At 72.6% G+C, this 22,275-nt stretch carries 20 protein-coding genes; 6 read left to right on the plus strand and 14 right to left on the minus strand.

The genetic code is table 11. The annotated features are described in order from the left end of the window. Positions 1-181: 181 nt before the first annotated feature. The 5 genes from QP090_RS12635 to QP090_RS12655 all read right to left on the minus strand — a co-directional run bounded on the left by QP090_RS12635 (position 182) and on the right by QP090_RS12655 (position 4,294). A complete protein-coding gene (locus tag QP090_RS12635; protein WP_285938952.1) occupies positions 182-1,321 on the minus strand; it encodes a CU044_5270 family protein in 1,140 nt (379 codons plus the stop codon). After that, positions 1,314-1,871, minus strand: a complete 558-nt coding sequence (locus QP090_RS12640) for an RNA polymerase sigma factor (protein ID WP_285938953.1) — start codon at positions 1,869-1,871, stop codon at positions 1,314-1,316. Before QP090_RS12640 ends, QP090_RS12635 begins: the two co-directional genes overlap by 8 nt. A 105-nt stretch (positions 1,872-1,976) precedes the next feature. Next, complete coding sequence (locus QP090_RS12645) at positions 1,977-2,240, minus strand: hypothetical protein (protein WP_285938954.1); 264 nt, start codon at positions 2,238-2,240, stop codon at positions 1,977-1,979. A gap of 138 nt (positions 2,241-2,378) precedes the next feature. Continuing rightward, positions 2,379-4,106, minus strand: coding sequence for a S8 family serine peptidase (locus QP090_RS12650; protein ID WP_285940067.1), 1,728 nt, complete (start codon positions 4,104-4,106; stop codon positions 2,379-2,381). Further along, positions 4,106-4,294 carry a hypothetical protein gene (locus QP090_RS12655; protein ID WP_285938955.1) on the minus strand — a complete coding sequence of 63 codons (189 nt, stop codon included), beginning with the start codon at positions 4,292-4,294 and terminating at the stop codon, positions 4,106-4,108. Before QP090_RS12655 ends, QP090_RS12650 begins: the two co-directional genes overlap by 1 nt. Before the next feature lie 536 nt (positions 4,295-4,830). Here QP090_RS12655 and QP090_RS12660 point away from each other — a divergent pair. The 4 genes from QP090_RS12660 (at position 4,831) to QP090_RS12675 (ending at position 8,768) form a co-directional block, all read left to right on the plus strand. Further along, complete coding sequence (locus tag QP090_RS12660) at positions 4,831-5,436, plus strand: hypothetical protein (RefSeq protein WP_285938956.1); 606 nt, start codon at positions 4,831-4,833, stop codon at positions 5,434-5,436. Between the two features lie 285 nt (positions 5,437-5,721). Next, the gene (locus QP090_RS12665) at positions 5,722-6,894 is read left to right on the plus strand and encodes a Cmx/CmrA family chloramphenicol efflux MFS transporter (RefSeq protein ID WP_285938957.1); all 1,173 of its coding nucleotides are present in this window, start codon (positions 5,722-5,724) and stop codon (positions 6,892-6,894) included. 63 nt (positions 6,895-6,957) lie between these two features. Next, positions 6,958-8,112 carry a sensor histidine kinase gene (locus QP090_RS12670; RefSeq protein ID WP_285938958.1) on the plus strand — a complete coding sequence of 385 codons (1,155 nt, stop codon included), beginning with the start codon at positions 6,958-6,960 and terminating at the stop codon, positions 8,110-8,112. Next, the gene (locus QP090_RS12675) at positions 8,109-8,768 is read left to right on the plus strand and encodes a response regulator (protein WP_285940068.1); all 660 of its coding nucleotides are present in this window, start codon (positions 8,109-8,111) and stop codon (positions 8,766-8,768) included. Before QP090_RS12670 ends, QP090_RS12675 begins: the two co-directional genes overlap by 4 nt. On the opposite strand, the gene QP090_RS12680 is transcribed toward QP090_RS12675, so the two are convergent. Beyond that, the gene (locus QP090_RS12680) at positions 8,761-10,251 is read right to left on the minus strand and encodes an MFS transporter (RefSeq protein ID WP_285938959.1); all 1,491 of its coding nucleotides are present in this window, start codon (positions 10,249-10,251) and stop codon (positions 8,761-8,763) included. The two genes, QP090_RS12675 and QP090_RS12680, sit on opposite strands and share 8 nt — an antisense overlap. 25 nt (positions 10,252-10,276) lie before the next feature. Between QP090_RS12680 and QP090_RS12685 the strand changes: the two genes are divergently transcribed. Beyond that, complete coding sequence (locus QP090_RS12685; RefSeq protein ID WP_285938960.1) at positions 10,277-10,726, plus strand: MerR family transcriptional regulator; 450 nt, start codon at positions 10,277-10,279, stop codon at positions 10,724-10,726. 46 nt (positions 10,727-10,772) lie between these two features. Here QP090_RS12685 and QP090_RS12690 read toward each other — a convergent pair whose 3' ends face one another. From QP090_RS12690 to QP090_RS12720, 7 genes are all read right to left on the minus strand, one after another. Continuing rightward, on the minus strand, positions 10,773-12,473 hold the full coding sequence (locus QP090_RS12690) for an ABC transporter ATP-binding protein (protein WP_285938961.1): 1,701 nt from the start codon (positions 12,471-12,473) through the stop codon (positions 10,773-10,775). Positions 12,474-12,521: 48 nt separating this feature from the next. Next, positions 12,522-14,309: an ABC transporter ATP-binding protein gene (locus QP090_RS12695; RefSeq protein WP_285938962.1), complete on the minus strand. Its 1,788-nt coding sequence runs from the start codon at positions 14,307-14,309 to the stop codon at positions 12,522-12,524. Between the two features lie 4 nt (positions 14,310-14,313). After that, entirely contained in the window at positions 14,314-15,363 is a 1,050-nt protein-coding gene (locus QP090_RS12700; RefSeq protein WP_285938963.1) for an iron-siderophore ABC transporter substrate-binding protein, read from the minus strand. Between the two features lie 84 nt (positions 15,364-15,447). Beyond that, the gene (locus tag QP090_RS12705) at positions 15,448-16,332 is read right to left on the minus strand and encodes an ABC transporter ATP-binding protein (protein ID WP_432763035.1); all 885 of its coding nucleotides are present in this window, start codon (positions 16,330-16,332) and stop codon (positions 15,448-15,450) included. A 31-nt stretch (positions 16,333-16,363) separates the two neighbouring features. Beyond that, complete coding sequence (locus tag QP090_RS12710; protein WP_285938964.1) at positions 16,364-17,434, minus strand: FecCD family ABC transporter permease; 1,071 nt, start codon at positions 17,432-17,434, stop codon at positions 16,364-16,366. Further along, positions 17,431-18,486, minus strand: a complete 1,056-nt coding sequence (locus QP090_RS12715; protein WP_285938965.1) for a FecCD family ABC transporter permease — start codon at positions 18,484-18,486, stop codon at positions 17,431-17,433. Before QP090_RS12715 ends, QP090_RS12710 begins: the two co-directional genes overlap by 4 nt. Positions 18,487-18,739: 253 nt before the next feature. After that, positions 18,740-19,828 (minus strand): FAD-dependent oxidoreductase, encoded by a 1,089-nt coding sequence (locus tag QP090_RS12720; protein ID WP_285938966.1) that lies wholly within the window; start codon positions 19,826-19,828, stop codon positions 18,740-18,742. A 50-nt stretch (positions 19,829-19,878) separates the two neighbouring features. Here QP090_RS12720 and QP090_RS12725 point away from each other — a divergent pair, with 50 nt between their 5' ends. Further along, positions 19,879-20,442 carry a TetR/AcrR family transcriptional regulator gene (locus tag QP090_RS12725; protein ID WP_285938967.1) on the plus strand — a complete coding sequence of 188 codons (564 nt, stop codon included), beginning with the start codon at positions 19,879-19,881 and terminating at the stop codon, positions 20,440-20,442. Between the two features lie 12 nt (positions 20,443-20,454). Here the strand turns inward: QP090_RS12725 and QP090_RS12730 are convergent, their stop codons facing one another. Next, complete coding sequence (locus tag QP090_RS12730; protein ID WP_285938968.1) at positions 20,455-22,212, minus strand: serine/threonine-protein kinase; 1,758 nt, start codon at positions 22,210-22,212, stop codon at positions 20,455-20,457. Between the last annotated feature and the right edge of the window lie 63 nt (positions 22,213-22,275).

Consider the following 22,275-nt stretch of genomic DNA (forward strand, 5'->3'; position numbering starts at 1 on the left):
GATCCGTCGCCTCGAGTGGCGTCCAGGATGCCGGTCGGCAAGGCGCGCTACGTGATCGACCAGTCACCCTTTCCGCCCTCGGGCGACCTCGAGCGAATGGTCGTAGGCGCCTCGTCGCCTTCGGTCGCGGATGGCGGACGAAGACGACGAGGCGCTCGGGCGGCCGTACGCCGGTCGAGGGTCAGTCGAACGGAAGGCCGGCCGGGGGCTGGGGCTTGGCGTCGGTCCATCCCGCCTTGAGGGTGGCCGCGTAGTAGGTGACGAAGCCCGGCTTCATCTCCGCGTACGGTCCACCCGGCTTGGTCAGCTCATCCTGGCTGGACAGCACCGCGCCGGTGCGCTCATCGAAGATGACCACGCTGCGGTAGCGGTAGGTGCCCAGTTCGGCCTTCGGCACGCCGTACTCGTCGGCGTTCGTCACGGCGCGGTCGTCGGAGGCCAGCGCGACGCCCGCACGGCCCAGCGGGTCGGTGGCGCGGCCGATCTCATGGATGCCCGGCTGCGCCGCCAGCGCCCGCATCAGGCCCGCCCGGACCTTCGGCTGGACCGGGGCGTTCCTCAGGAACCCCCCCACCGCTGCGAGCTTGCCATCGATGGTGACTCTCCGCTGGACCTTCTCCGCCCAGATCCTCTGCACCGGATCTTTGGACTTCAGCCTCGGGTGGGTCAGGAACATCTCGGTGAGCTTGGCCTGGTCGGTGGGCAGCCGCTGGATGTCCTCGACCGACCTGCCGTCCAGGAACCTCGTATTCTCGGGGGCTATGCCGCCCGTCTGCCAACTCGTCGCCTTGGTGGTGAAGGTGGTGTAGTGGTCGTTCGACCAGACGCGGAAGCTCGACGGCGACCCGGCCCTGCGCCACTGTGCCGCGTCCCGCTCGGTCAGCGGACGGGTCGGTAGGTCGCGGCTGGAGACCTGCCCGCCCGCCCCGGGCCGCACGTCCGACCAGCTGAACATCTCGCCGAGCGCGCCGGTGACCGCGTAGGTCCCGGTCTTCGGACGCATGATGTAGGACTGGCCCGCGACTTCGCGGGAGTACCAGTACCTGCCCATCGGCTGCTGTTCCGCCTTCGCCGCCGCCGCGAGGACCGTCCCCGTGCCGTTCAGGTTCACCGGACCTGGCACGGGCGTGTTCCCCCCGACGAGGGTGACCGCCACGGTCGCCGCCGCGCCCACCACGACCAGGCCGCCCAGCCCCCACCCCAGCCGCGGCCGGGACCGGCGCGGCGGCTCGGCCAGCAGCGCCTTCAGCCGGCCGACCTCCCCTGCGGGGGCCGCGGCGGGCTCCGGGTAGTACTCCCGGACCATCTGCACCTCATCCATGCTGTTCCTCCAAAGTGAGCATCGGATTCGTCCCGCCCAGCGCTTTGCGCAGCCTGGTCCGGGCCCGGTTCAGCCGGGAGCCGACCGTGCCGTAGGAAATCCCCAGCGCCGTCGCGACCTCCTGGTGGCTGAGGTCGGCCAGGGCCACGAGCAGCAGCACGTCGCGCTGCCCGCGCGGCAGCGCCGCGATCGCCGCGCCGAGCTCGCCGCGCAGGCCCTCGGCGCTGACCCGCGCGTCGACCCGTTCGGTGTGCTCCTCGGCGTCGCGGTCCGGGCTGAGGCGCGCGTACATCCGCAGGGCGCGCGACTCGGACCGGTGATGCCTGCCGACCACCTTGGTCGCGATGCCGTACAGCCAGGTGCGCACGGACCCGCGCTCCGGGTTGTAGCGGCGACGTTGCCGGAACGCCTCCAGGAAGGTCTGCGCCGCGACGTCCGCGGCGGCGTCCGGTCCGAGCCGCTTGGCCCCGTACCGGCGGATCTCGGCGAAATAGAGGTCGGCGACCCCCTCGAAGTCGTCGGCCGGACGGGGTGAGGGCTCCCCTGTCATGTGGTGCCTTTCCCTATCGCGGATGGCGGTCGCATAGGTATCAACCGCAGGCGGCTTCCGCTTTCCCGAAAGGGGCGGCCACGTCGTGACGCCGGCCGGGGGCGTTCAGTACGCACGGTGGATCGTCTGGTCGAGGCCGCTGCCGCCCTTGTCCTGCGCGCTGACGCGGAGCGTCACCTTCCGGCCCGCGCCCGGCTTCGGCAACGTGGCCGAGAACCGGCCGCCGCCCTGCGGTGCGACCGCGACGGGCTGGAACGTCGTGCCGTCGTCCAGCGAGGTCCACGCCTTCAGCCCGGTGACCTCCGCGGGCGCGGTCCCGCCGACGCGCGCCACCGTGAACGTGGCGGGCGCGCCCGTCGGGCGGTTCATCAGGTCCAGCCCAGGTCGTACTGCGCCTGGAGCATCGGCAGATTCGCGACACCGCGGCCCGCGTCGGCGCCGGACGAGCGGAACGTCCACGTGCTGGAGGTCCGGTTCGCGGCCGGCAGCAGCCTGGAGAGGTCGGCGTCATAGGTCAGGCGGTAGGTCGCCGGCTTCTCCCCGACCTTGAACTCGGCGAGGTTCGAGAGCTTCTCGCCGATGCCCCCGGGTGCGGGTGGCGGGCTCGTGGGGAAGGACGCTGAGGGAATCGGCCCCGGCCGCGATGAAGCCCGGGTGCTGCGGCTGCACACCCCAGCTCTTGGTGACCCGGCTGCCGGGCTTGTAGACGACGAGCGGCTCCACCTCCGCCCACGGCGTCTCGCCCTCCCCGGACTCCACCGTCGGGCCGGGGAGCACCGACTCCGCCCAGCGCCTGCCCTCGCCCGTGCTGACGTAGTCGGTGCGGGTCGAACCCGGCTTCACCTCGGAGGAGTCGTCGTTGGCCAGGAATCCTTCGGGGAAGACGCCGTAGCGCGTCGCCACCGGGGCCTTGCCCGTGTCCCCGTTGAACGCGGCGAACCGCTGGTCGATGCGGGCCAGCCGCTGCTGCACCACGGGCGTCACGGTGAAGGCCGGGTCGGCGGGCAGCCCCTGGGCGCCGAGCGGCTCCATCAGATCCCACACGGTGTCTGGCGCGCTGAGCCGGACGGTCAGGTAGGTCTGGAGCAAGCCCGTCGACACCGGTTCGCTGGGCTGGAGGTAGACCTTGCTGTCCGGGGCGTACGCCCACACCACCCGGACCCAGGAGGCGTGGTCGTCGCCCTGCGCGACCACGGCCCGCACCGATCCGGCCGTGGTCGCGCGGCCCTGCACCGACGCGACGGACTGCTTGGCCTTCGTCCCGTCGATCGTGACGGTGACGTCCCGGTCCACCTTCACGTCGGGGTCGCCGCCGAGCGCCATCCGGTTGCCGGCGGCCTCCTGATCGCCGTCCTGGACGGTGCCGAGCACGGAGTACCGGCCCTCGGGCACCCGCATCCGAAGCGGCGTGTCCGGCCCTTCGAGCCGGACCCACTCGTCCATCGGGGCGGTGTCGTCCAGGCTCGTGACGGTCGCGGCCCCGGCGAAGACCCGGGTGTCCGGCAGCGCCTTCCCGACGATCGTCAGCGTGCGGCTCGGGGGCTCGACCTCGAAGGTGACCGGCGTCCGCACCGTGGTGCCCCCGCTCGTGGCGGTGACGTGGGCGATGTAGAGGCCGGGATGCGCCGCGAGCTTGGCGGCGTCGAGCGTGAACACCGTCCTGGCCGCGCCGTTCGCCGGGACGGCCAGCCGCGCCTCGGCGAGGCTCGCGGCACCGGGGTACTCCTTGCCGGCGCGGTCGGTGACCCGAACCGACTGGTCGGCGGTCAGCGCCGGGCCGGCGGAGGCGAAGCCGACCCTGGTCGTCAGCGCCGGACGGCCCGGGTACGCCGAGGTGCCCGCGTGCGGGACGGCGTCGGTGGCGACCAGCGGGGCGGACACGGCGGCGGCCACGTCGAGCCGTCCGGCGCCCTGCCGGTAGACGTCCCCGCCGAGCGGGTGCGACGCGCCGACCAGGGCCGCCTTCAGCTGCGCCCCCGTCCAGTCCGGGTGCTTCTGGAGCAGCAGCGCGGCGGCGCCCGCGACGTGCGAGGCCGCCATCGACGTCCCCGACATGAGCGTGTAGCGGTCGTCGACCGGGCGGCCCCCGATGGTCCGGGCCGCGCGGGCGGCGACGATGTCCACGCCCGGCGCGGTGATCTCCGGCTTGGCCGCGGGCCGGCCGCGCCGGGGCCCTGCGCTGGAGAACGGCGCGACCTTGTCGGCGCCGTCCGGCACGTCGCCGGTCAGCAACATCACCGTCCAGTGCTGCCCGCGGGCAGGGCGGCAGGCCCGCCCCCGGCCGGCGCGGCCCGCGCGACCTGCACCGCCTCCCAGGGGACGGCCGCGCCGCCCGCCGCCAGGACGGCGGCGAGCAGGAGGCCGCAGTGGTTCTTCTCCTCATGACGCTCCTTGGTCGGAGGTGATCGATATGAAGTGATCACCCACAACCCCCGCGCCCTTTCCGTCCTGGGACGGATTCTCTGTGCGCGATGTCCTACGGGCCGTCCGTCGGCCGTTCCGGAACGGGCGTCACCTTCATGCTACGACCGGGCCAGACCTAGATCATCTGTACACAGGGCCATCGCCTCGAGTGGCGTCCAGGAGGCCGGTCCGCAAGGCGCGTTACGTGATCGGCGAGTCACCCTTTCCACCTCGGGGTGATTCCGTCGCGACGGAGGATTCACGGCTTTCGAGTCGGGCCTTCACGCGTCCGCCCGGTCCGTGCGGCCTGGTGCGGGAGCGGTTGACCTGCGTGTGTGACTCAGGCTGGTTCTTCCCTTACCTGGCGTGACGACAATGGGGTTTCGGTCGCCCGGAAAGGCGGCGCCGATCGGATCGGGAGGAGTGTGCGAATGGTCGTGCGTGCCTCGTCGCCTGTGGCCGACAGGGGGGCGGTGCCGTCGGTCGGGTCGCCGCCCGGGTTCGGGTTGACGCTCTATAGTGCTGGGCGTATTCCAGTGGGAGGGGAGCCGCGTCCGTGGATTCGGTGATCGTCAGGGTGGTCGGCGGGCCCTTCATGGGCGTCGAGGGGGAGATGATGCCCGGCCCAGCGGAGGGAATGGTCACCGTTCACACCACGACCAGCCCCTACACGTGGCGGAAGGCCGAGGTCCGCACCGACGCCGTGGAACCGGTGGCAGTGGAAGGTCTGTCACCACGATGCTGGATCGCCTGGGAACACCACGATGCGGGCGAGGCCGAGAAGACGATGTTCTGGGTCGAACGGGTGCACTTCCCCGAGGACGACCTCGCCGCCGAATGGGACGCCTACCTGGCGCACGTGATCGCGGTCGACGCCGCGACGGAGCGGAGCACGGCGGAGGCGCTGGCGCGCTTCGACCGGGAACTGGCCCTGCTGGAGGAGGCCGAAGTGGCCGCCCGGGCGGAGGCCGACATGGCGTACTGGTGGCCCATGTCAGCGAAACTCGAACGCATCGTGCCCTTGCAGGAGCGGGCGGTGCCGGACGACATGACCGATGAGGAGCGCCTGGAACTGGCGATCGCCGGCCTGGTCCGGCGGCACCCCTCCATCTGGGACCTCGCGGAAGAACGCCGGGACGCGGCTCGACCGTCCGGGAACTGACAGGTGGACGGGCCCGCGACGGCGCTGCTACATTTCCGCTCGTGTCCAGCCCAGAGGCGTCAAGAAGGTAGCCACCGGCACCACCGGTGGCGTCTTCGCAGCCGCGTGAGCACCCGCGTCCTGAGTGAGTCATTCCTCTGACCGGGCCCCATCCGCGGCCGATTCGCCATCGTCTGACATCTCTCGCCTGGACCTCCTTCAGGTACCGCCGCCTCCGGCCGCAGCACGCGGCCGGGGCGCGCTGAATCCGATCCCACCTCTTTCGATGAGTCGTGGAGCTTGTTCGTGCCTTTCGCCATCTATGTTCTCGGGCTCGCGGTATTCGCCCAGGGAACTTCGGAATTCATGCTGTCGGGCCTCCTGCCGGACATCGCCGCCGACCTCGGCGTGTCCATCCCCACCGCGGGCTCGCTGACCTCGGCGTTCGCCGTCGGGATGGTCATCGGCGCACCGCTGGTCGCGCTGTTGAGCCGGCGTTGGCCCAGCCGTGCGACGCTGCTGGTCTTCCTCGTCGTCTTCCTGCTGGTGCACGTGCTGGGCGCGGTCACCGGCAGCTTCCCGGTGCTGCTGGCCACCCGGGTGGTCGCCGCGCTCGCCAATGCGGGCTTCCTCGCCGTCGCCCTGACGGCGGCGACGGCGATGGTCGACGCGAACTCCAAGGGCCGCGCCACCTCGGTGCTGCTCGGCGGCGTGACCATCGCCCTCGTCGCCGGCGTGCCGCTCGGCGCGCTGATCGGCGGGCAGTGGGGCTGGCGCTCGGCGTTCTGGGCGGTGGCCGTCATCTCCGTCCCGCCGGCCCTGGCGATCCTGCGGGCCGTGCCCGCCGATGCCGCAGACCCGGGCGCACCCGGCGCGCGCCTTGAGCTGCGCGCACTGGGCAGGCCCCGGCCGGCCGTGACGCTGCTGCTCGGCACCCTGGTCAACGGTGCGACGTTCTGCACGCTCACCTACCTCGCCTCGGTGGTCACGGGCGTGACCGCGCTCGGCGAGAGCTGGGTCCCCGCCGCGCTGGTGGTGTTCGGCGTCGGCGCGTTCGCCGGCGTCGCCGTGGGCGGGCGCCTCGCCGACGGCAGGCCCCTGCATCTGCTGGGGATCGGCATGTCCGCGCTGCCGGTGGGCTGGGTGCTGTTCGCGATGACCGCGGGCAGCCCGATCGCGGCGTTCGCGCTCGTCCTCATCCAGGGCGCGCTCTCGTTCGCGGTCGGTTCCACCCTGGTCTCCCAGGTCCTCTACTCGGCGGCGGACGCACCGACGCTCGCGGGCGGGTTCTCGACCGCCGCGCTCAACATCGGCGCGATGGTCGGCCCCACCCTCGGCGGTCTCGCCATCGGCTCCGGATTCGGCTTCCGCTCGCCGATGCTGGTGAGCGCGGCCCTGGCGGCGGCGGCCCTGCTCCTCGGCGGCATGGCGCTGGCCCGCGGCGGCGCCGTCCGCCGGGCCGACCGGTCCACGGCCTGACCGCCACGCGGGTGTCCGGCCGATCGCGCCGTCCGGACCCGCCGCGACCGTTACGCTCCCCCAGTGATCACACTTCGGCGGATTCCGGACGTGTGGCGGCGGTGTGACGTCGTGGTCCGGGACCTTCCGTTCGCGCTGCTGCTCATCGTGCTGTCGTTCCTGCCGGTGCTGGACGGCCAGGAGACACAGGTCGGCGACCTGCCGGCCCGCCCCTTCGACGCGCTGGCCGCCGTGGTGCTCGCTCTGGAGACCCTCCCGCTCGCCGTCCGCAGGCGGTGGCCCGCCGTCTCTCTCGCCCTGGTGTCGCTCGGCTTCCTCCTCGCCGAGCTCGGCAGCTACCACATGGTCGCGGGCACCGCACTGGCCTTCGCGCTGGTGAGCGCGGGCGCCCATCTGGAACGTCATCGGCGCACCGCCGGGGCCGTCCTGTCCCTGGTGTACGCGGCGCTGGCGGTCGTGCTCGACGGGCTCGGCTCGACCGAGGGACCGGAGGGCTTCCTGGTGTTCTACGTGGAGGTGGTCGCCGCATGGTGCATCGGGGCCTGGTTGCGCTCCACCCGGATCGCCGAGGCCGAACGCCGCCGCCGCGTCGCCGAGTCCACCCGCACCACCGAACGCACCCGCATCGCCCGCGAACTCCACGACGTCGTGACCCACCACGTGACGGCGATGGTCGTGCAGACCGAGGCGGCCCGGTACCTGACCGCCGCACCCGATCGCCTCGAGGAGACCCTGAGCGCCGTCAGCGACACCGGCCGGCGGGCCATCGGCGATCTGCGGCATCTGCTCGACCTGCTCAACCCCGACCACGGCACCGACGCCGTCGTACCGTCGGTCGGCGAACTCCGCACGCTCGTCGAGCAGACGCGCAAGGCCGGCCAGCCGGTCGAGTTCACCCAGGAGGGCGAGCCGGCGGAGTCGGCCGGCAGCGCAGAGTTCGTGGCCTACCGGGTGGTCCAGGAGGCCCTGACGAATGCCCTCAAGTACGCCCACGGCAGTCGCACCGTGGCCCAAGTGCACTACAACGACAGGGAGATCACCGTGCAGGTCGGCACCGACGGCTCCGGCTCCGCGTCCGGGTCCCCGGGCGGCAGCGGACGGGGCCTGACCGGGCTCCGCGACCGGGTCGACGCGCTGGGCGGCGAGTTCAGCGCCGACCGGCGGCCGGGCGGCGGCTTCGTCGTCCGGGCCCGCATCCCCGCGGGGAGCCCGTCATAGGCGCCCCGATCCGGGTCCTGGTCTGCGACGACCAGGCACTGATCCGCACCGGATTCGCCACCATCATCGACGCCCAGCCCGACCTGGAGGTCGTGGGCGAATGCGGGGACGGGCGCGCCGCGGTCGACCTCGCCGCCCAGGTGAACCCCGACATGGTGGTGATGGACGTCCGGATGCCGGTGCTCGACGGCATCGAGGCGACCCGCCTGCTGGCCGGTTCCGGGGTGGCCCACCCCGTCAAGGTCCTCGTGGTCACGACGTTCAACCTGGACGAGTACGTGTACGAGGCACTGCGCGCGGGGGCGAGCGGGTTCCTGCTCAAGGACGCCCCGCCGGCGCAGCTCCTGCACGGCATCCGCACCGTCGCGACCGGCGCCGCCCTGCTGGCACCCGAGGTGACCCGGCAGCTCGTCGGCAGGTACGCGGCACGGATCCGCCCCACCGGCGGCACCCCCGGCGACACCGCGCTGACCCCGCGCGAGCTGGAGGTGCTGCGCCTCATCGCCAACGGCCTGTCCAACCGCGAGATCGCCACCACGCTGGTGATCAGCCAGGAGACCGTCAAGACGTACGTGTCGCGCATCCTCGCCAAGCTCAACCTGCGCGACCGCGTGCAGGCGGTGGTCCACGCCTACCGCAGCGGCCTGGTCACCTGACCCGGCGGGTGCTCGACCGCTCGCCGGCCGGGCCCCGGTCGAGCGCCTCGAACAGTGCCGCCGCCCGCCCGGCGGTGCCCGCGGCCCGGCGGCCGGTGCTGAGCAGCGCCAGGACCAGGATGCCTGCGCCGAGCCCGATGATCAGCCACCACACGCCGTGCTCCGCGCGGGTGAACGCCGTCCCGCCGCGGGCCAGGGCGGATCCCCCGATCGTCCCGGTGATCGCGACGCCCAGGGTGGTGCCGGTCTGCCGGCCGGCGGAGGCCAGCGAGGCGGCGACCCCGGCCATCGAGCGGGGCATTCCGGAGACCGCCGTGTTGGTGATCGGCGGATTGACGGTGCCCAGGAAGACGCCGAAGAGCAGATAGACCGCGAGCACGGCCGGCAGCGGGGTGGCCGGTCCGAGCCAGAACGACGCGCCGCCGCCCAGTGCCAGCGCGGCCCCGGCGACCACCAGCGGCAGCCTGGGACCGCGCGCGCCGACCAGCCGGCCGGTGCGCGGGGAGAGCACCACGGTCAGCATCCCGACCGGGAGCAGGCACAGCCCGGCCGCCAGCGCCGACATGCCGCGCACGTTCTGTAGGTACTGGGTGGTCACGAACAGGAACGCACTGAACCCGCACAAGGCGAACAGCGCCATCAGGATCGCCGCGCTGAACGGCACACTGCGGAAGAGGCGCAGCTCCAGCAGCGGGTCGGCACGGCGCGGTTCGTAGCCGAGGATGCCCAGCGCGCTGAGCACGGCGACGGCCAGCGAGGCGAGGATGGCCGGCGAGGTCCAGCCCAGCGCGCCGGACTCGATGACCGCGTAGACGAGGCCGCCCAGCATGAGGATCATCAGGGTCTGGCCCACCGGGTCGAACCGGCGCGTCCGGGCGGCGCGGGACTCGGGCACCAGCAGCGCGGTGCCCACGATCGCGGCGGCCACGATCGGCACGTTGATCCAGAAGACGGAGCGCCAGCCCAGGCCGTCGACCAGGGCACCGCCCACGATCGGGCCCAGCGCCAGCGCCAGGCCGGACATCGAGCCGAAGACGCCGATGGCCCGGGCCCGCTCGGCCGGTTCGGGGAAGGTGTCGACGGTGATCGCCATCGCCACCGGGTTGAGCATCGTGCCGCCGACGGCCTGGAGCGCGCGCGCCGCGATCAGCCAGCCGATGCCCGGCGCCAGGCTGCACAGCAGCGAGCCGAGCCCGAAGGCGGCGAGACCGATCTGGAAGACGCGCCGGCGGCCGATCCGGTCGGCGGTGGACCCGGCCAGCAGCAGGAAGCCGGCCAGCACCAGGGTGTAGGCGTCGACCGTCCACTGGAGTCCGGACACCGAGGCGTGCAGGTCGCGGTGGATCGCGGGCAGCGCGACGTTGACGATGGAGATGTCCATCACCACGACGATCACGCTCGCGCAGCAGATCGCGAGCACCAGGAATCGGTGGCGCCGGGTGAGCTCACCGGCCGTGGTCGTCGGCGGTATCGAAGCGGTCATGAGCACGGACGCTAGAATTTAGAGCGTGCTCGAAGTCAAGCCGCAGCCAGAGCCCGAGCCCGCCCGCCCCGATCTTCAGGCGGGTCTGAGCATCGCCGAGGCCGCCCGCCGCACCGGGGTCAGCGTGCACACCCTGCGCTACTACGAACGCGCCGGCCTGGTCGTCACCACCGTCGACCGCACCGCCGGCGGCTGGCGGCGCTACCGGAAGCTGGACCTGGACTGGATCACCGTGTGCACCAAGCTGCGGGCCACCGGCATGCCCATCAGGACCATTCGCCGCTACGCCGAACTCGTGTCCGCCGGGCCCGGCAACGAGCAGGAACGGCTCGCCGTGATGGAGGCCCACCGCGCCGAGGTGACCGCCAGGCTCGCCGAGGTGCGGGAGAACCTCAAGGTCATCGACCACAAGATCGACGTCTACCGGGACCGGCTCGCCGCCGGCGGGGCCGACCGGCTGTGGGCGCCCGGATGAGCCGGTGCCGGGCCCCGCTCACCGGCCCCCGCTCACCCGCTCCCGCTCACCGGGCCACCGCCAGGCGGTAGCCGTCGTCGGTGCCGAGGAGGTTCCGGTGCGTGTCCTCCGCGGAGATGGCGCCGTCGTCCAGGACCAGGACCCGGTCGGCGGCGTCCAGGAGGGCCGGGCTGCTGGTGATCACGATGGTGGTGCGGCCCCGGCGCAGCTCGGCGATGTTGCGCGCGATGAGCTGTTCGGTGACCGCGTCGACGGCGGTCGTCGGGTCGTGCAGGACGAGGACGGCGGTGTCGGCGGCGAGGGCGCGGGCCAGGGACAGCCGCTGGCGCTGCCCGCCGGAGAGGTTCGCGCCGCGGTCGCGGACGCCGTGGTCGAGTCCTTCGCGGTGAAGGGCGACGACGTCGGTCAGCATGGACGCCCGGACGGCCTCGGGGACCATCCGGGCGGTGCCCGACGGGTCGATGTTCGTGCGCAGGGTGCCCGCGAAGATCTCCCCGTTGGACGGGTTCACCAGCATGTGCTCGCGGATCGCCTCGATCGACAGGTCCGCCGTCGCCCGCCCGCCGATCCGCACCACCCCCTCGTAGGCGCCCGGCGGGACGTCGGCGGCCAGTACCGAGACCAGGTCGGCCGCCGCGCGCGGCTGGTAGGAGGTGATCGCCACGAACTCCCCCGCGGGCACCTCGAACCTCAGCGTGCGCAGGGTCCCGTACCGGACACGGTCGACCTCGAGGCCGCCGTCCGCGGCCGGGCGCTCCGTCCCCGGGGTCATCACCGGCGGCGCGGCCAGGACGAGCGCCATCCGCTCGGCCGACGCGCGCGCGATCATCACGTACTTCGGCATCTCTGAGAACAGCTTGAGCGGTTCCATGATGAACTGCGCCAGCCCCACGGCCATGACGAGCTCGCCGGTGGTGATCCGGCCCTGGAACGCGAGCCGGCCCGCCATCAGGGTCACGGCGGCGGCGAGGAGCGCGTTGAGGGCCAGTGCGGTGCCCGCGTACGCGCCGTTCGCCTTGGCGACCCTGACCGCCTGGTGCCTCGCCTCCGTGCTGACCTTGCGGTAGGACCGGAACGCGGCGTGGTTGCCGCCGAAGCCGTGCAGCGGGCGCAGGCCCGCGATCAGGTCGGCGACCTTCGCGCCGGCCCGCGCCACCCGGGCCTGCTGCTCGCGGGTGCCGGTGCCGATCCGCCTGGACAGCACGCTCAGGACCGACAGGATCGCGACGGTTCCCACGATCACCAGCAGGCCGAGCCCGACGTTGGCCAGGCCCAGCGCGACCGCCGCGATCAGCACCGCGACCAGCGAGCTGACCAGCAGCGGCACCACCTCGATGATGTCGGCGGTCTGGTCGGCGTCCTCGGTGGCGATGGTCAGCACCTCGCCGGACTTGAGGTCGACGTCCCCGGCCACCGGCTGGAGCCCGCAGGCCGCGACCCGCACCCGCCAGCGGTGCGCCTCGGTCGTGTTGGCCTTCTGTAGGACGCGCATCCCGAACCGCCACGAGAACGACACGGTCGTGATGATCACGGCGAGCGCGGCGATCGACAGGCCGAGCAGGCCGAGGGTCCGGTCCCGCATCGTGTGCTCGACGATCAGGCCGAGCGCGATGGGAAAGGCGGTCTCGCCGGCCTGGTAGAGGCCCATGAGGACGGTGCCGCCGGTCATGGCGCCGAGGTTGCGGCGCAGCGCGATCCGGAGGATCTCCGACCCGGTGCGGGGCCGCCGGCCGTCAGGAGTCGTCATCGGGAGCGTCCCTTCCAGCCGTACCGGCCCGACCTGGACCCGGTTCACCTAACTGCCCGCCCGCCAGGCCGCCCAGAGGCGCGCGTACCGGCCGCCCAGGGCCACCAGCTCCTCGTGGGTTCCCTGCTCCACCACGCGTCCCGCGTCCAGCACGGCGATCCGGTCGGCCGTCATCGCCTGGGTCAGCCGGTGCGCCACGAACAACGTGGTGCGGCCCTTGCACGCGGCCAGCACGGCCCGCTCCAGTTCGGCGGCGCCCTGGCTGCCCGCCTCCGCGGTCGACTCGTCCAGCACCACCACCGGCGACCGGCCCAGCACCAGCCGGGCCAGGGCGAGCTGGGCTCCCTTGGTGACGTCCAGGCGCTCGCCGCCCTCGCCGACCAGGGTGTTCAGCCCGTCGGGCAGCGCGTCGACCCATCCGTCCGCGCCGACCGTGCGCAACGCGTCCATCAGCTCGGCGCCGGTCGCCTCCGGCGCGGCCAGCCGCAGGTCGTCCGCGAGGGAGCCGGAGAACACGTGCGTCTCCTGCGTCAGGATGCTCACCAGGGCCCGCGCCCCGGCCTCGTCCAGACCGGCGAGGTCGGTCGACCCGATGCGCACCGATCCGGCCTGCGGGGTCCCGATGCCCGCGATCAGCGCGGCCAGGGTGGTCTTGCCCGCGCCCGTCGCCCCCACCAGCGCGAGCGAGGCGCCGGCCGGGATCGCCAGGTCGACGTCCCGCAGGACCGGCTCCTCCGAGTCGGGATAGCCGAACGTCAGCCCCTCGACCGTCACCGGGTACGCCGCGGCGTCCGCCGGCGCGAGCGCCGGGCCGCCCACCAGCCGGCCCTCCGCGGCCTCCCCCAGCACCCCGACCAGCCGGGTCAGGCTCGCGCCCGACTTCTGCGCCTCGTCGAAGGTGAACATGATGGAGCCCAGCGGGTTGAACAGCCGGTGGAACAGCAGCGGGGCCGCCGACACCTCGCCCAGGCTGGCGGCGTCCGCCTCCAGCAGGGCGTACCCCACCACGATGATCAGGACCAGCCCGATGAACTCGGCGCGGTTCTCCCGTCCGACGAACCGGCCGAAGAGGCGGAACACCTCGATGCCGAGATCGCGCACCCGCCACGACTCGCCGGCGACCTTCGCGCGGAAGGCGCCCTCGAGGCGGTACGCCCGGACCGTGTCGATCCCGTCCAGGCCGCTGATCAGCTCCTGCGCCCGATCGGCCTGGGCCACCCGCTGCCGCTGGTAGAGCGGCGCGGACCGGGGGAGGTACCAGCGCAGGGCCAGCGCGTACGCGGGCAGCGCGCCGGCGCCCGCCAGCCCGAGCCGCCAGTCGAGGCCGAACATGCCGACGGTGGCGATGACGACCAGCACCCCCGCCGAGAAGACCGTCGGAACGGCCGTCCGGATGCCCTTGGAGAGCACGGCGACGTCGTCGCCGACCCTGGAGAGCACGTCTCCCCGGCCGACCTGCTCGATCCGTGCGCTCGGCATTCCGAGCACCGCCCGGACGGCGCCCTCCCGCAGCCGCGCGAGCAGGTCCGCGCCCAGTCGCCCGATCAGGTACGTCGACGCCGCGGCGGCCACCGCGCCGAGCGGGGCGGCGGCCACCATCAGGGCCCCGATCGTGATCAGGATCGACGGCGGTTCGCCCTTGACCACCGCGTCGACCACCCGGCCGAGCAGGAGCACCGGCAGTACCTGGAACGCCGCCTCGGCCACCGTGGCGAGCACGGCGGCGACCGTCAGCCATGGCGTCCCGCGGCAGTGCGCCACGACCCATCGGGCGGCTTCGCGTCCGGTCGCCGTGCGCAGGGCCGCCGGGGCGACGCGCGTGTCAGTGGTGCTCACCCACCTAGCCGACCGACTTGACGATCTCGTCGATCGCGTACGGCAGGGACAGCAGGGTGCCCTGGGACATGGCCGCGCCGACCGCCGGGCCCTCGCTGTCCAGCAGGTAGGAGACCTTGCCGTTCTTGACCGCGGAGAGGTTGCCGAACAGCTCGAACTTCTTCAGCGCCTCCTGGTCGGCCCGGTCGTTGACGACGAAGATGCGGTCGACGTCGACGAGGTCGATGCGCTCGGGGGACAGCACGGTGTAGAACTTACCGCCCGCGATCTTGTCGATCTCCGGCGCGCCCTTGTAGCCGATGCCCGACACCAGCCGTCCGCGCACGTCGGTCGAGGTGAACGGGGAGACCGAGTTCTTGTACCAGGACAGCACGACGGCGGTCTGGCCCGCGAACTCCGGGTGCGCCTTGCGCGCGGCGTCGAGCTTGCCCTGGATGCCCTGCACCAGCCTGGTGCCCTCGGCCTCCTTGCCGAGCGCCTTGGCGATGTGCACCGCGTTGTCCTGCCACGGCCCGCTGAACGGCTCCTTCTCGGCCTTGGTCCGGCCCACCGTCGGAGCGATCTTGGAGAGCTTGTCGTAGCCGGCCTGGTCGATCTCGGAGTAGACCGCGATGATCAGGTCCGGCCGGAGTGCGGCGATCTTCTCGTAGTTCGGGCCGGAGTCGCCGTTGCTCATGACGACCTCGGGGCGGGTGCCGCCCCACTTGTCCTTCACCCAGGGCCACTGGGTGTTGATGTCGGGGGATGTGCCGGCCGGGTTCGGGTACTGGTCGACCATGCCGACCGGCTTGGTGCCGAGCGCCAGGATGGCCTGGTCGTCGGTGTAGCCGACCGAGACGACCCGCTGGGGGGCCTTGGTGATCTTCGTGGCGCCGAACGCGTGCTCCACGGTGACCGGGAACGCGCCGGCCGCGGCGGCCGGCGCGCCGTCGCCCGGCTCCTCAGCCGCACCGGAACCGCATCCTGCGAGGAGGCCCGCGCCGAGGGTCACGGCGGACAGGATCGCCGCCAGCCGCCGCCAGGACTTCGTCGGTGTCGTTCGGGGGAGGGGCATTCGACATCCTTGCTTTCGTGCGGTCCGCCGCGGTCCCGTCTCCGGGGGGCGAACTTTACCAGGTGGAAGTAAGGGCAGCCTAACCTAACTATTTTCTCCACTCGCCGCCGGGTCCGGTCCGCCGGGCCGGACGTGGGCGCGGCCGATCGGCACGATGAGCGGCCGGTCGCCCACCGGATCGTCGATCACCTGGGCGCGCAGCCCGAACGCCTCGTGCAGCAGCTCGGCGGTGATCACGTCGCGCGGGTGCCCCTGCGCCAGGATCGACCCCGCCCGCATCACGATGAGGTTGTCGCTGTAGCGCGTGGCCAGGTTGAGGTCGTGCAGCACCATGACCACGGTGCGTCCCGACTCGTGCAGGTCGTCCACCAGGTCGAGCACGTCGATCGCGTGCGCCAGGTCCAGGTAGGTGGTCGGCTCGTCCAGCAGCAGCAGGTCGGTGCCCTGGGCCAGGGTCATCGAGATCCAGACGCGCTGGCGCTGCCCGCCCGACAGCGCGTCGACCGGACGGCCGGCCAGGTCCGACACCCCAGTCATGGCCAGCGCGCGCTCCACGACGGAGGCGTCGTCCGACGACCACTGCCGCAGCCAGCCCTGGTGCGGATGGCGGCCCCTGGCGACCAGGTCGGCCACCGTCAGCCCGTCCGGTGCGACCGGCGCCTGCGGCAGCAGGCCGAGCTTCTTCGCCACGTCCCTGGTCTTCAGCTTGACGATGTCGTCACCGTCCAGCACGACCGTGCCCTTGGCCGGCCTGAGCAGCCGTGACAGGGTCCGCAGCAGGGTCGACTTCCCGCAGCCGTTGGGGCCGATGATCGTGGTGATCACCCCTGGCGGGATCGCCACGTCGAGGTCGTCGATGACCATCCGGCCGCCGTACCCGACCGCGACGCCCCTGGCGGCCAGCCGTGCGGCCGTCGCCCCGGTCCCGGCCCCGGCGGCGTCCCGGCCGGTGGCCTCCCGACCGGCCACGAGATCCACTTTGCTCGGCTTCCGTCTCACTTCACGCCACCCGTCTGAGGTTCGCCCGCACTAGCAGATAGACGAGGAAGGGGCCGCCGATCGCGGCGGTGACCACGCCGACCGGGAGGGTGACCGGCAGCGCCGTGCGCGCCACCAGGTCCGAGCCGATGAGCAGCGAGGCGCCCACCAGGCCGGAGGCCACCAGCGGCGGCGTCGGGCACCTCACCAGGCGCATCGCCACCTGCGGCGCCACCAGCGCGACGAACGGGACCGGGCCCGCCGCGCTCACCGCCACACCGGCCAGCAGCACCGCGCACAGCAGCATGACCGCCCGCACCGCCGAGTACCGGACGCCCAGTCCCGCGGCGACCTCGTCGCCGAAGTGCATCGGCCTGAACTGGAACGCGACGCCCGCCACGACGGCGATGAGGACCACCGTGCACCCGAGCGCCACCCCGACCTCGTCCCACGACCGGCCGTCCAGCGAGCCCACCAGCCATGCCTGGGACCGGGCCACGTCCTTGATGTCGGCCGTGACCAGCAGCCAGTTCGTGATCGCCTGCATCGCCGCGCTCACCGCGATGCCGATGAGGATGAGCCGGAAGCCGTCGATCCCGCGCCGCCACGCCAGGAAGTACACCAGCAGGCCCGTGCCGAGACCGCCCGCGAGGGCCGCCGCGGACACGCCCGCCGAACCGGCGATCGCCGCGGCGGTCCCGCCCGACACCGTCAGCAGGAACACCGCGACCGCGCCGGCGCCCTGGGTGATCCCCAGGACGTCCGGGCTGGCCAGCGGGTTGCGTGCGATGGACTGCGTGATCGCCCCGGACGCTCCCAGCGCGATCCCCACGATCAGCCCGGCCAGCGCGCGCGGCATCCGCAGGTCCATGATCACGAACTGGTCGACCCGCTCGCCCCGGCCGAGGATCGTGGCGATCACCCGGGGCAGGGCGATGGGGAAGTCCCCGACGCCGATGGACAGGCAGAACACCAGGAAGGTCGCCGCCGCCAGCAGCAGCGTGACGAGGACGGGCCAGGGGCGCCACACGAACGACACGTGGCCGAGCCGCACGCCCGGCGCCACCGATCGCTGCACGTCCGTTCCGTTCATGCGCTCTTGAACTTTCCGCGCCACACCAGGACCGCGAAGAACGGGGCGCCGAGGAGGGCGACGACGACGCCCGCGTCCAACTCGCCCGGACGTGTGACCACGCGCCCCACGACGTCGCAGACCAGGAGGACGACGGCTCCGAGCAGTCCCGCGTACGGCACCAGCCAGCGGTAGTCCGGCCCGGTCAGGTACCGGGCCACATGGGCCACCATGAGTCCGAGGAACGCGATGGGGCCGCACGCGGCCGTCGCCGCGCCGGCCAGCAGGGTGATGGCGACGATGCCGACCGTCCGGCTCAGCGCGATGTTCACCCCGAGCCCCCGCGCCACGTCGTCGCCCAGGTTGAGCAGGTTGATGGCGGGCAGCGTGGTCAGTGCCAGGACCAGCCCGACCGCGATGAACGCGGTCACCGGCCAGATGACGTCGAATCCGACACCGGCCACCGAGCCCGCGTTCCAGAACCGCAGCGCGTTCAGCGACTTCTGGTCCGACAGCGCGACCGCCGTGGTCACCGCCACCAGGAACACCGTGATCCCCTGCCCGGCCAGCGCGAGTGTCAGCGGGTTGCCGGCCCCCCGCCCGATGCTCGCCAGCCCGAACACGACGACACCGGCGACCGCCGCCCCGAGGAAGGCGAACCAGACGTACTGGAACGGGTTGGCGAACCCGAAGACGGAGACCGCCGCCACCACGGCGAACGAGGCGCCGGAGTTCACCCCCAGCAGGCCCGCGTCGGCGATCGGGTTGCGCGTGCACCCCTGGATCAGCGCCCCGCCGATCCCCAGGGCGACGCCCGCCACGATCGCGAGCACCGTCCGGGGCACCCGGACGGTCTGCACGATCAGCCTGATCTCGGTGAGCCGCTGGTCGGAGTCCGGTGCCGCGGACAGCCCGGACCAGACCTCGCCGGGGCTCAGCGCCCGCGCGCCGACGGCCAGCGACGCCGCCCCCGCGGCCACCAGGACCGCCACGAGCACGCCCAACCCCACGACCCGCCGCCGGCGGGCCACCGCGACCCCGGGTGCGAGCCGCTCCTCCATGACCGCGCTCATCCGCGGCCGTCGACTCCGCCTAGCACCACTTTTCCTCCGAAATCGGCCGCGATTAAGGGGAGCCTAACCTAAGTCGAGTTCGCCGGGCCGTCCGGTGGGGGGGTCGGCCGAGTCGTGGCCGCACACGATTCCGTCTAGCCTTCCGTAGCCGCGCCCCTTGAAGCCCTGCGAGGTCGTACTCCCCGTGCGCCGATCGAGTACCGGTCTCCGGCCCGCGCGGGCCACGCCGTCCCCGCCGCCATGGCGGCCCGCGTCACCGCCGGAGGTAGTCGCTGGCCGAGCGGAGCCAGTTGATGTAGGACCTGGTCGAGAACGCGTCGGAGACGAGACCGGTCAGCGGCCCCTGCCGGCTGGGCATCTCGGTGCCCACCATCCTGGCGACCCGGCGCACGGTCTTGGACCTGGCGCGCTCGTAGCCGCGCAGGTCGTCGGACGAGCCGCACAGTGCCCAGGCGTCCTCGAGTGCCTGGACGGTGCCCATCGCCATCGCCGGCGGCATGGTGTGGGCCGCGTCGCCCACGAGCGTGGTCGGCCCGCGGCCCCAGACCGTCGGCACGCGGTGCCGGTGGTGCGGGTAGAAGTCGGCACCCTGGGCGTGCTCGAGCAGCGTCGGGAACGGCTCCGGCCAGCGACCGAACCGCTCGCGCAGCCGGTCCATCGGGTCGGGTGCGTCGCCCCAGAACTGGCTTCCCGGCTTGGCCCGCAGGTCGAACCACCACAGTGCCTTCCCATGTCCGGCCGGGGCCACGCTGCCGAGCGACCGCCCGTTGGAGACCATCACGACCCGGCCCGATTCGGTGATCTCGGGAGGCGGCGAGGTGAGCGCCTGCCAGGTGGCCCAGCCGTTGAGCCTGCTCGCGTCGCCGTCCCACAGCGCCTGCCTGATGACCGATCTGCGGCCGTCCGCACCGACGAGCAGGTCGCCGCGCGCGGTGCTCCCGTCGGCGAAGGTGATCTCCGCACGGTCGGGGTCGACGGCGGCGACCGCGTGGCCGTAGCGGACCGGCACACCCTCGGCGAGCCGCTCGACGAGTTCGCGCCTGGTGATGTGCAGGGCGGGCAGGCCGCCGAAGTGGCGCTCGACGGCGGTGAGGTCGATCGTGCCGAGCCAGCGCCCGCGCACCGACCGGTTCGTCATCGCCTCCAGGCGGCACCCCGCGCCGTCGAGGTCGACCTTGAACTCGCGGAGGATGCCGGTGGCGGACGGCCAGATCGAGACCGCACCGCCCTCGGTGCGCGGCTCCGGCGCCGCCTCGTACACCTCGACGTCGTGACCCGCCGCGGTCAGCCCGCGCGCCGCGGCCAGTCCCGCGACGCCGGCACCGACGATGAGTACTCTCATGTCCGACCCCAATTCTGAGACCAACAGTCTCTGATACTTGGAGTATCACAATGAAGCCTCGCGGCCGCAAGCCCGATCCCGACGTCGATGCGCGCATCAAGCAGGCGGCGGTCACGTTGCTGGTGAGCAAGGGGCCCTCGTTCACCATGGACGAGGTGGCGTCGGCCGCCGGCGTGGGCCGGGCCAGCGTCTTCCGCCGCTACGCCACCAAGCGCGACATGCTGCTCGACGCGCTCACCCTGGCCATGGACGCCCAGGTCCCCGCGGTCCCCGACACCGGCTCACTGGAGGGCGACCTGCTCGTGATCGTCACCGAGACGCTCGCCGCCTGGAGCTCGCCCGAGATCGCGGAGCGGACCCGGGAGATCTTCGGAGAGGCGGGCCGCGACCCCGCCGTCGCCGAGATCATCCGCACCGCCATGCGCGACCGGATGACGCGGAGCTGGACGATCTACGAGCAGGCGATCGCCAGGGGCGAGCTGTCCGCGGGCACCGACCTGTGGCTGCTGTCGGACATGCTCGTCGGCCTGGTCGTCTACCGCGGCCTCATCAACGTGCCGCAGCCGGACCCGGCCCAGATGCTCAAGGCGCTCATGCGCGGCTTCACCCGATGACCGCCCTCGCCCTCAGACCACCCGGGCGCAGAACACGCCTTCGCGGAAGTCCTCCCATGTCCGCGAGCCGCTGGGACACCTACTCTCGTAATAGCCGGTGAACTTGAGAATGTAGTCGAAGGCCTTGGGGACGGTGGTCTTATCGCAGTCCCATGAGGTCATCAGGCCATGCCCGTTGATGGCCACCAAGCCCTTCTTGCTGCCCTTCTCGCCCAGGAAGCACTCGCCCTCCCTGAACTGCCGCCGCAGGCAGAGGTAGAGATTGTCCCCGTCGTGCGTGGGGGACCTCCACCAGGATTCTCCGTCGAGAGACTTGGAATCGCACGAGCTGCTCGAGCTCCTCACCCCGGTCACCTTCACGTAGGCGTCACTCCGGCCGCAGGAGACCGCGTTGGGCATGTCCTCGGTCCACTCGCTGGAGTCGTAGGGGTCCTTCAGCGCGTCCAGGCAGTCACCGACCGAGATGTCGTCGAACGCCTCCCAGGTCGGGTCGGGGGTCGGGCTCGGCTGCTGGGAACTCCCCCCGTCACCGGTGACATCGGTCATCCGGCTCGGAGTCGCGGTCGGGGTCTCGGTCGAGGTCGGGCTGGACCTGGCACTGCTCGGCCCGGACTCGTCGTTGTTGGCGAGGAAGATGAGCACGGCGACCAGCAGCACTCCCACGACCCCGGCCCCGACCGCGACTCCGCCTGCGTTGGGCTTGACCGGCGGCCTGGCGGGCGGTCTGGCGGGCGGATGGGGCGGCGGATTGGCGGGCGGATGGGGCGCGGAATGCCGCTCCCCTGGAGGACGCCCCTGCGCCGACTCCTGCCGCGGCTGCCAGCGGGGCGGCGGCGGGTCCTGCCGAGGGCGTTCCTCCCGTCCCCCCGTGGTGGCCTTCCCCGCGAAGACCTCGGTCTCGGCCACCCGCGTGGCGATCATCGTGGTGAACGATCTCGGCAGGGACATTCCCTCGCCCGTGGCCAGCGCGGAGCAGCGGTCCAGGAACTCCCCGACAGGGGGACGGTCGCCGGAGTCCTTCTCCAGACCGGCGGCGATCAGAGGCCGCAAAGACTCCGGTGCGCCCGTCAGGTTCGGGTCCTCGTGGCGGACGCGGTAGCCGAGGGCATCGCCCGGCCCCTCCCCGAAGGGATGGCGGCCGGTGGCCGCGAAGGCCAGCACGGCGGCCAGGCAGAACACGTCACTGGCCGGTCCGAGGTCGCCGCCCAGATACTGCTCGGGCGACATGTACCCCGGTGTGCCCACCATGGACACGGTCTGGGTGGGGGCGTCCATCGCGCGGGCGATGCCGAAGTCGATGATCCGCGGCCCGTCCCGCGCCAGCAGCACGTTCCCCGGCTTGAGGTCCCGGTGGATCATGTTCTGGTCGTGGATCGCCCGCAGCCCTTCGGCGAGCCCGGCGCCGAGCGCCGCGACCGCGGCCTCGGGCAGCGCGCCGTTCTCGTCGACGGCGTCCTGCAACGTCGGCCCGGCGATGTACTCCGTCACCAGCCACGGCGGGTCGGCGTCGGTATCGGCGTCCACCACCTGCGCCGTGTAGAAGCCCCCGATGCGCCGTGCCGCCGCGACCTCCTTGGTGAACCGGCGCCGGAACACCGCGCTGTCGGCCAAGTGCGGGTGGACGACCTTGACCGCGACCGATCGCCGCCCCTGCGAGCTGCCCAGGTAGACCTGGCCCATCCCACCGGTTCCCAGCCGTGCCAGTAGTCGGTACGGCCCGACCCGCTCCGGGTCACCGGCCCTGAGCGCCCTGAGTGCTGCGCCGGACATCTCACCTGCTTCACGTTTGTGAACATCGCCGTCTGTTTGACGCTCAGGGTAGCGAGGGTGTTC

Source organism: Actinomadura xylanilytica, from assembly GCF_030283145.1.
GTDB classification, from domain to species: domain Bacteria; phylum Actinomycetota; class Actinomycetes; order Streptosporangiales; family Streptosporangiaceae; genus Spirillospora; species Spirillospora xylanilytica.

Coding starts and splice junctions, on each gene's coding strand:
- QP090_RS12635 (WP_285938952.1), bottom strand. CDS start 1,321: ATGGATGAGGTGCAGATGGTCCGGGAGTACTACCCGGAGCCCGCCGCG.
- QP090_RS12640 (WP_285938953.1), bottom strand. CDS start 1,871: ATGACAGGGGAGCCCTCACCCCGTCCGGCCGACGACTTCGAGGGGGTC.
- QP090_RS12645 (WP_285938954.1), bottom strand. CDS start 2,240: ATGAACCGCCCGACGGGCGCGCCCGCCACGTTCACGGTGGCGCGCGTC.
- QP090_RS12650 (WP_285940067.1), bottom strand. CDS start 4,106: ATGTTGCTGACCGGCGACGTGCCGGACGGCGCCGACAAGGTCGCGCCG.
- QP090_RS12680 (WP_285938959.1), bottom strand. CDS start 10,251: ATGACCGCTTCGATACCGCCGACGACCACGGCCGGTGAGCTCACCCGG.
- QP090_RS12690 (WP_285938961.1), bottom strand. CDS start 12,473: ATGACGACTCCTGACGGCCGGCGGCCCCGCACCGGGTCGGAGATCCTC.
- QP090_RS12700 (WP_285938963.1), bottom strand. CDS start 15,363: ATGCCCCTCCCCCGAACGACACCGACGAAGTCCTGGCGGCGGCTGGCG.
- QP090_RS12710 (WP_285938964.1), bottom strand. CDS start 17,434: ATGAACGGAACGGACGTGCAGCGATCGGTGGCGCCGGGCGTGCGGCTC.
- QP090_RS12715 (WP_285938965.1), bottom strand. CDS start 18,486: ATGAGCGCGGTCATGGAGGAGCGGCTCGCACCCGGGGTCGCGGTGGCC.
- QP090_RS12720 (WP_285938966.1), bottom strand. CDS start 19,828: ATGAGAGTACTCATCGTCGGTGCCGGCGTCGCGGGACTGGCCGCGGCG.
- QP090_RS12725 (WP_285938967.1), top strand. CDS start 19,879: ATGAAGCCTCGCGGCCGCAAGCCCGATCCCGACGTCGATGCGCGCATC.
- QP090_RS12730 (WP_285938968.1), bottom strand. CDS start 22,212: ATGTCCGGCGCAGCACTCAGGGCGCTCAGGGCCGGTGACCCGGAGCGG.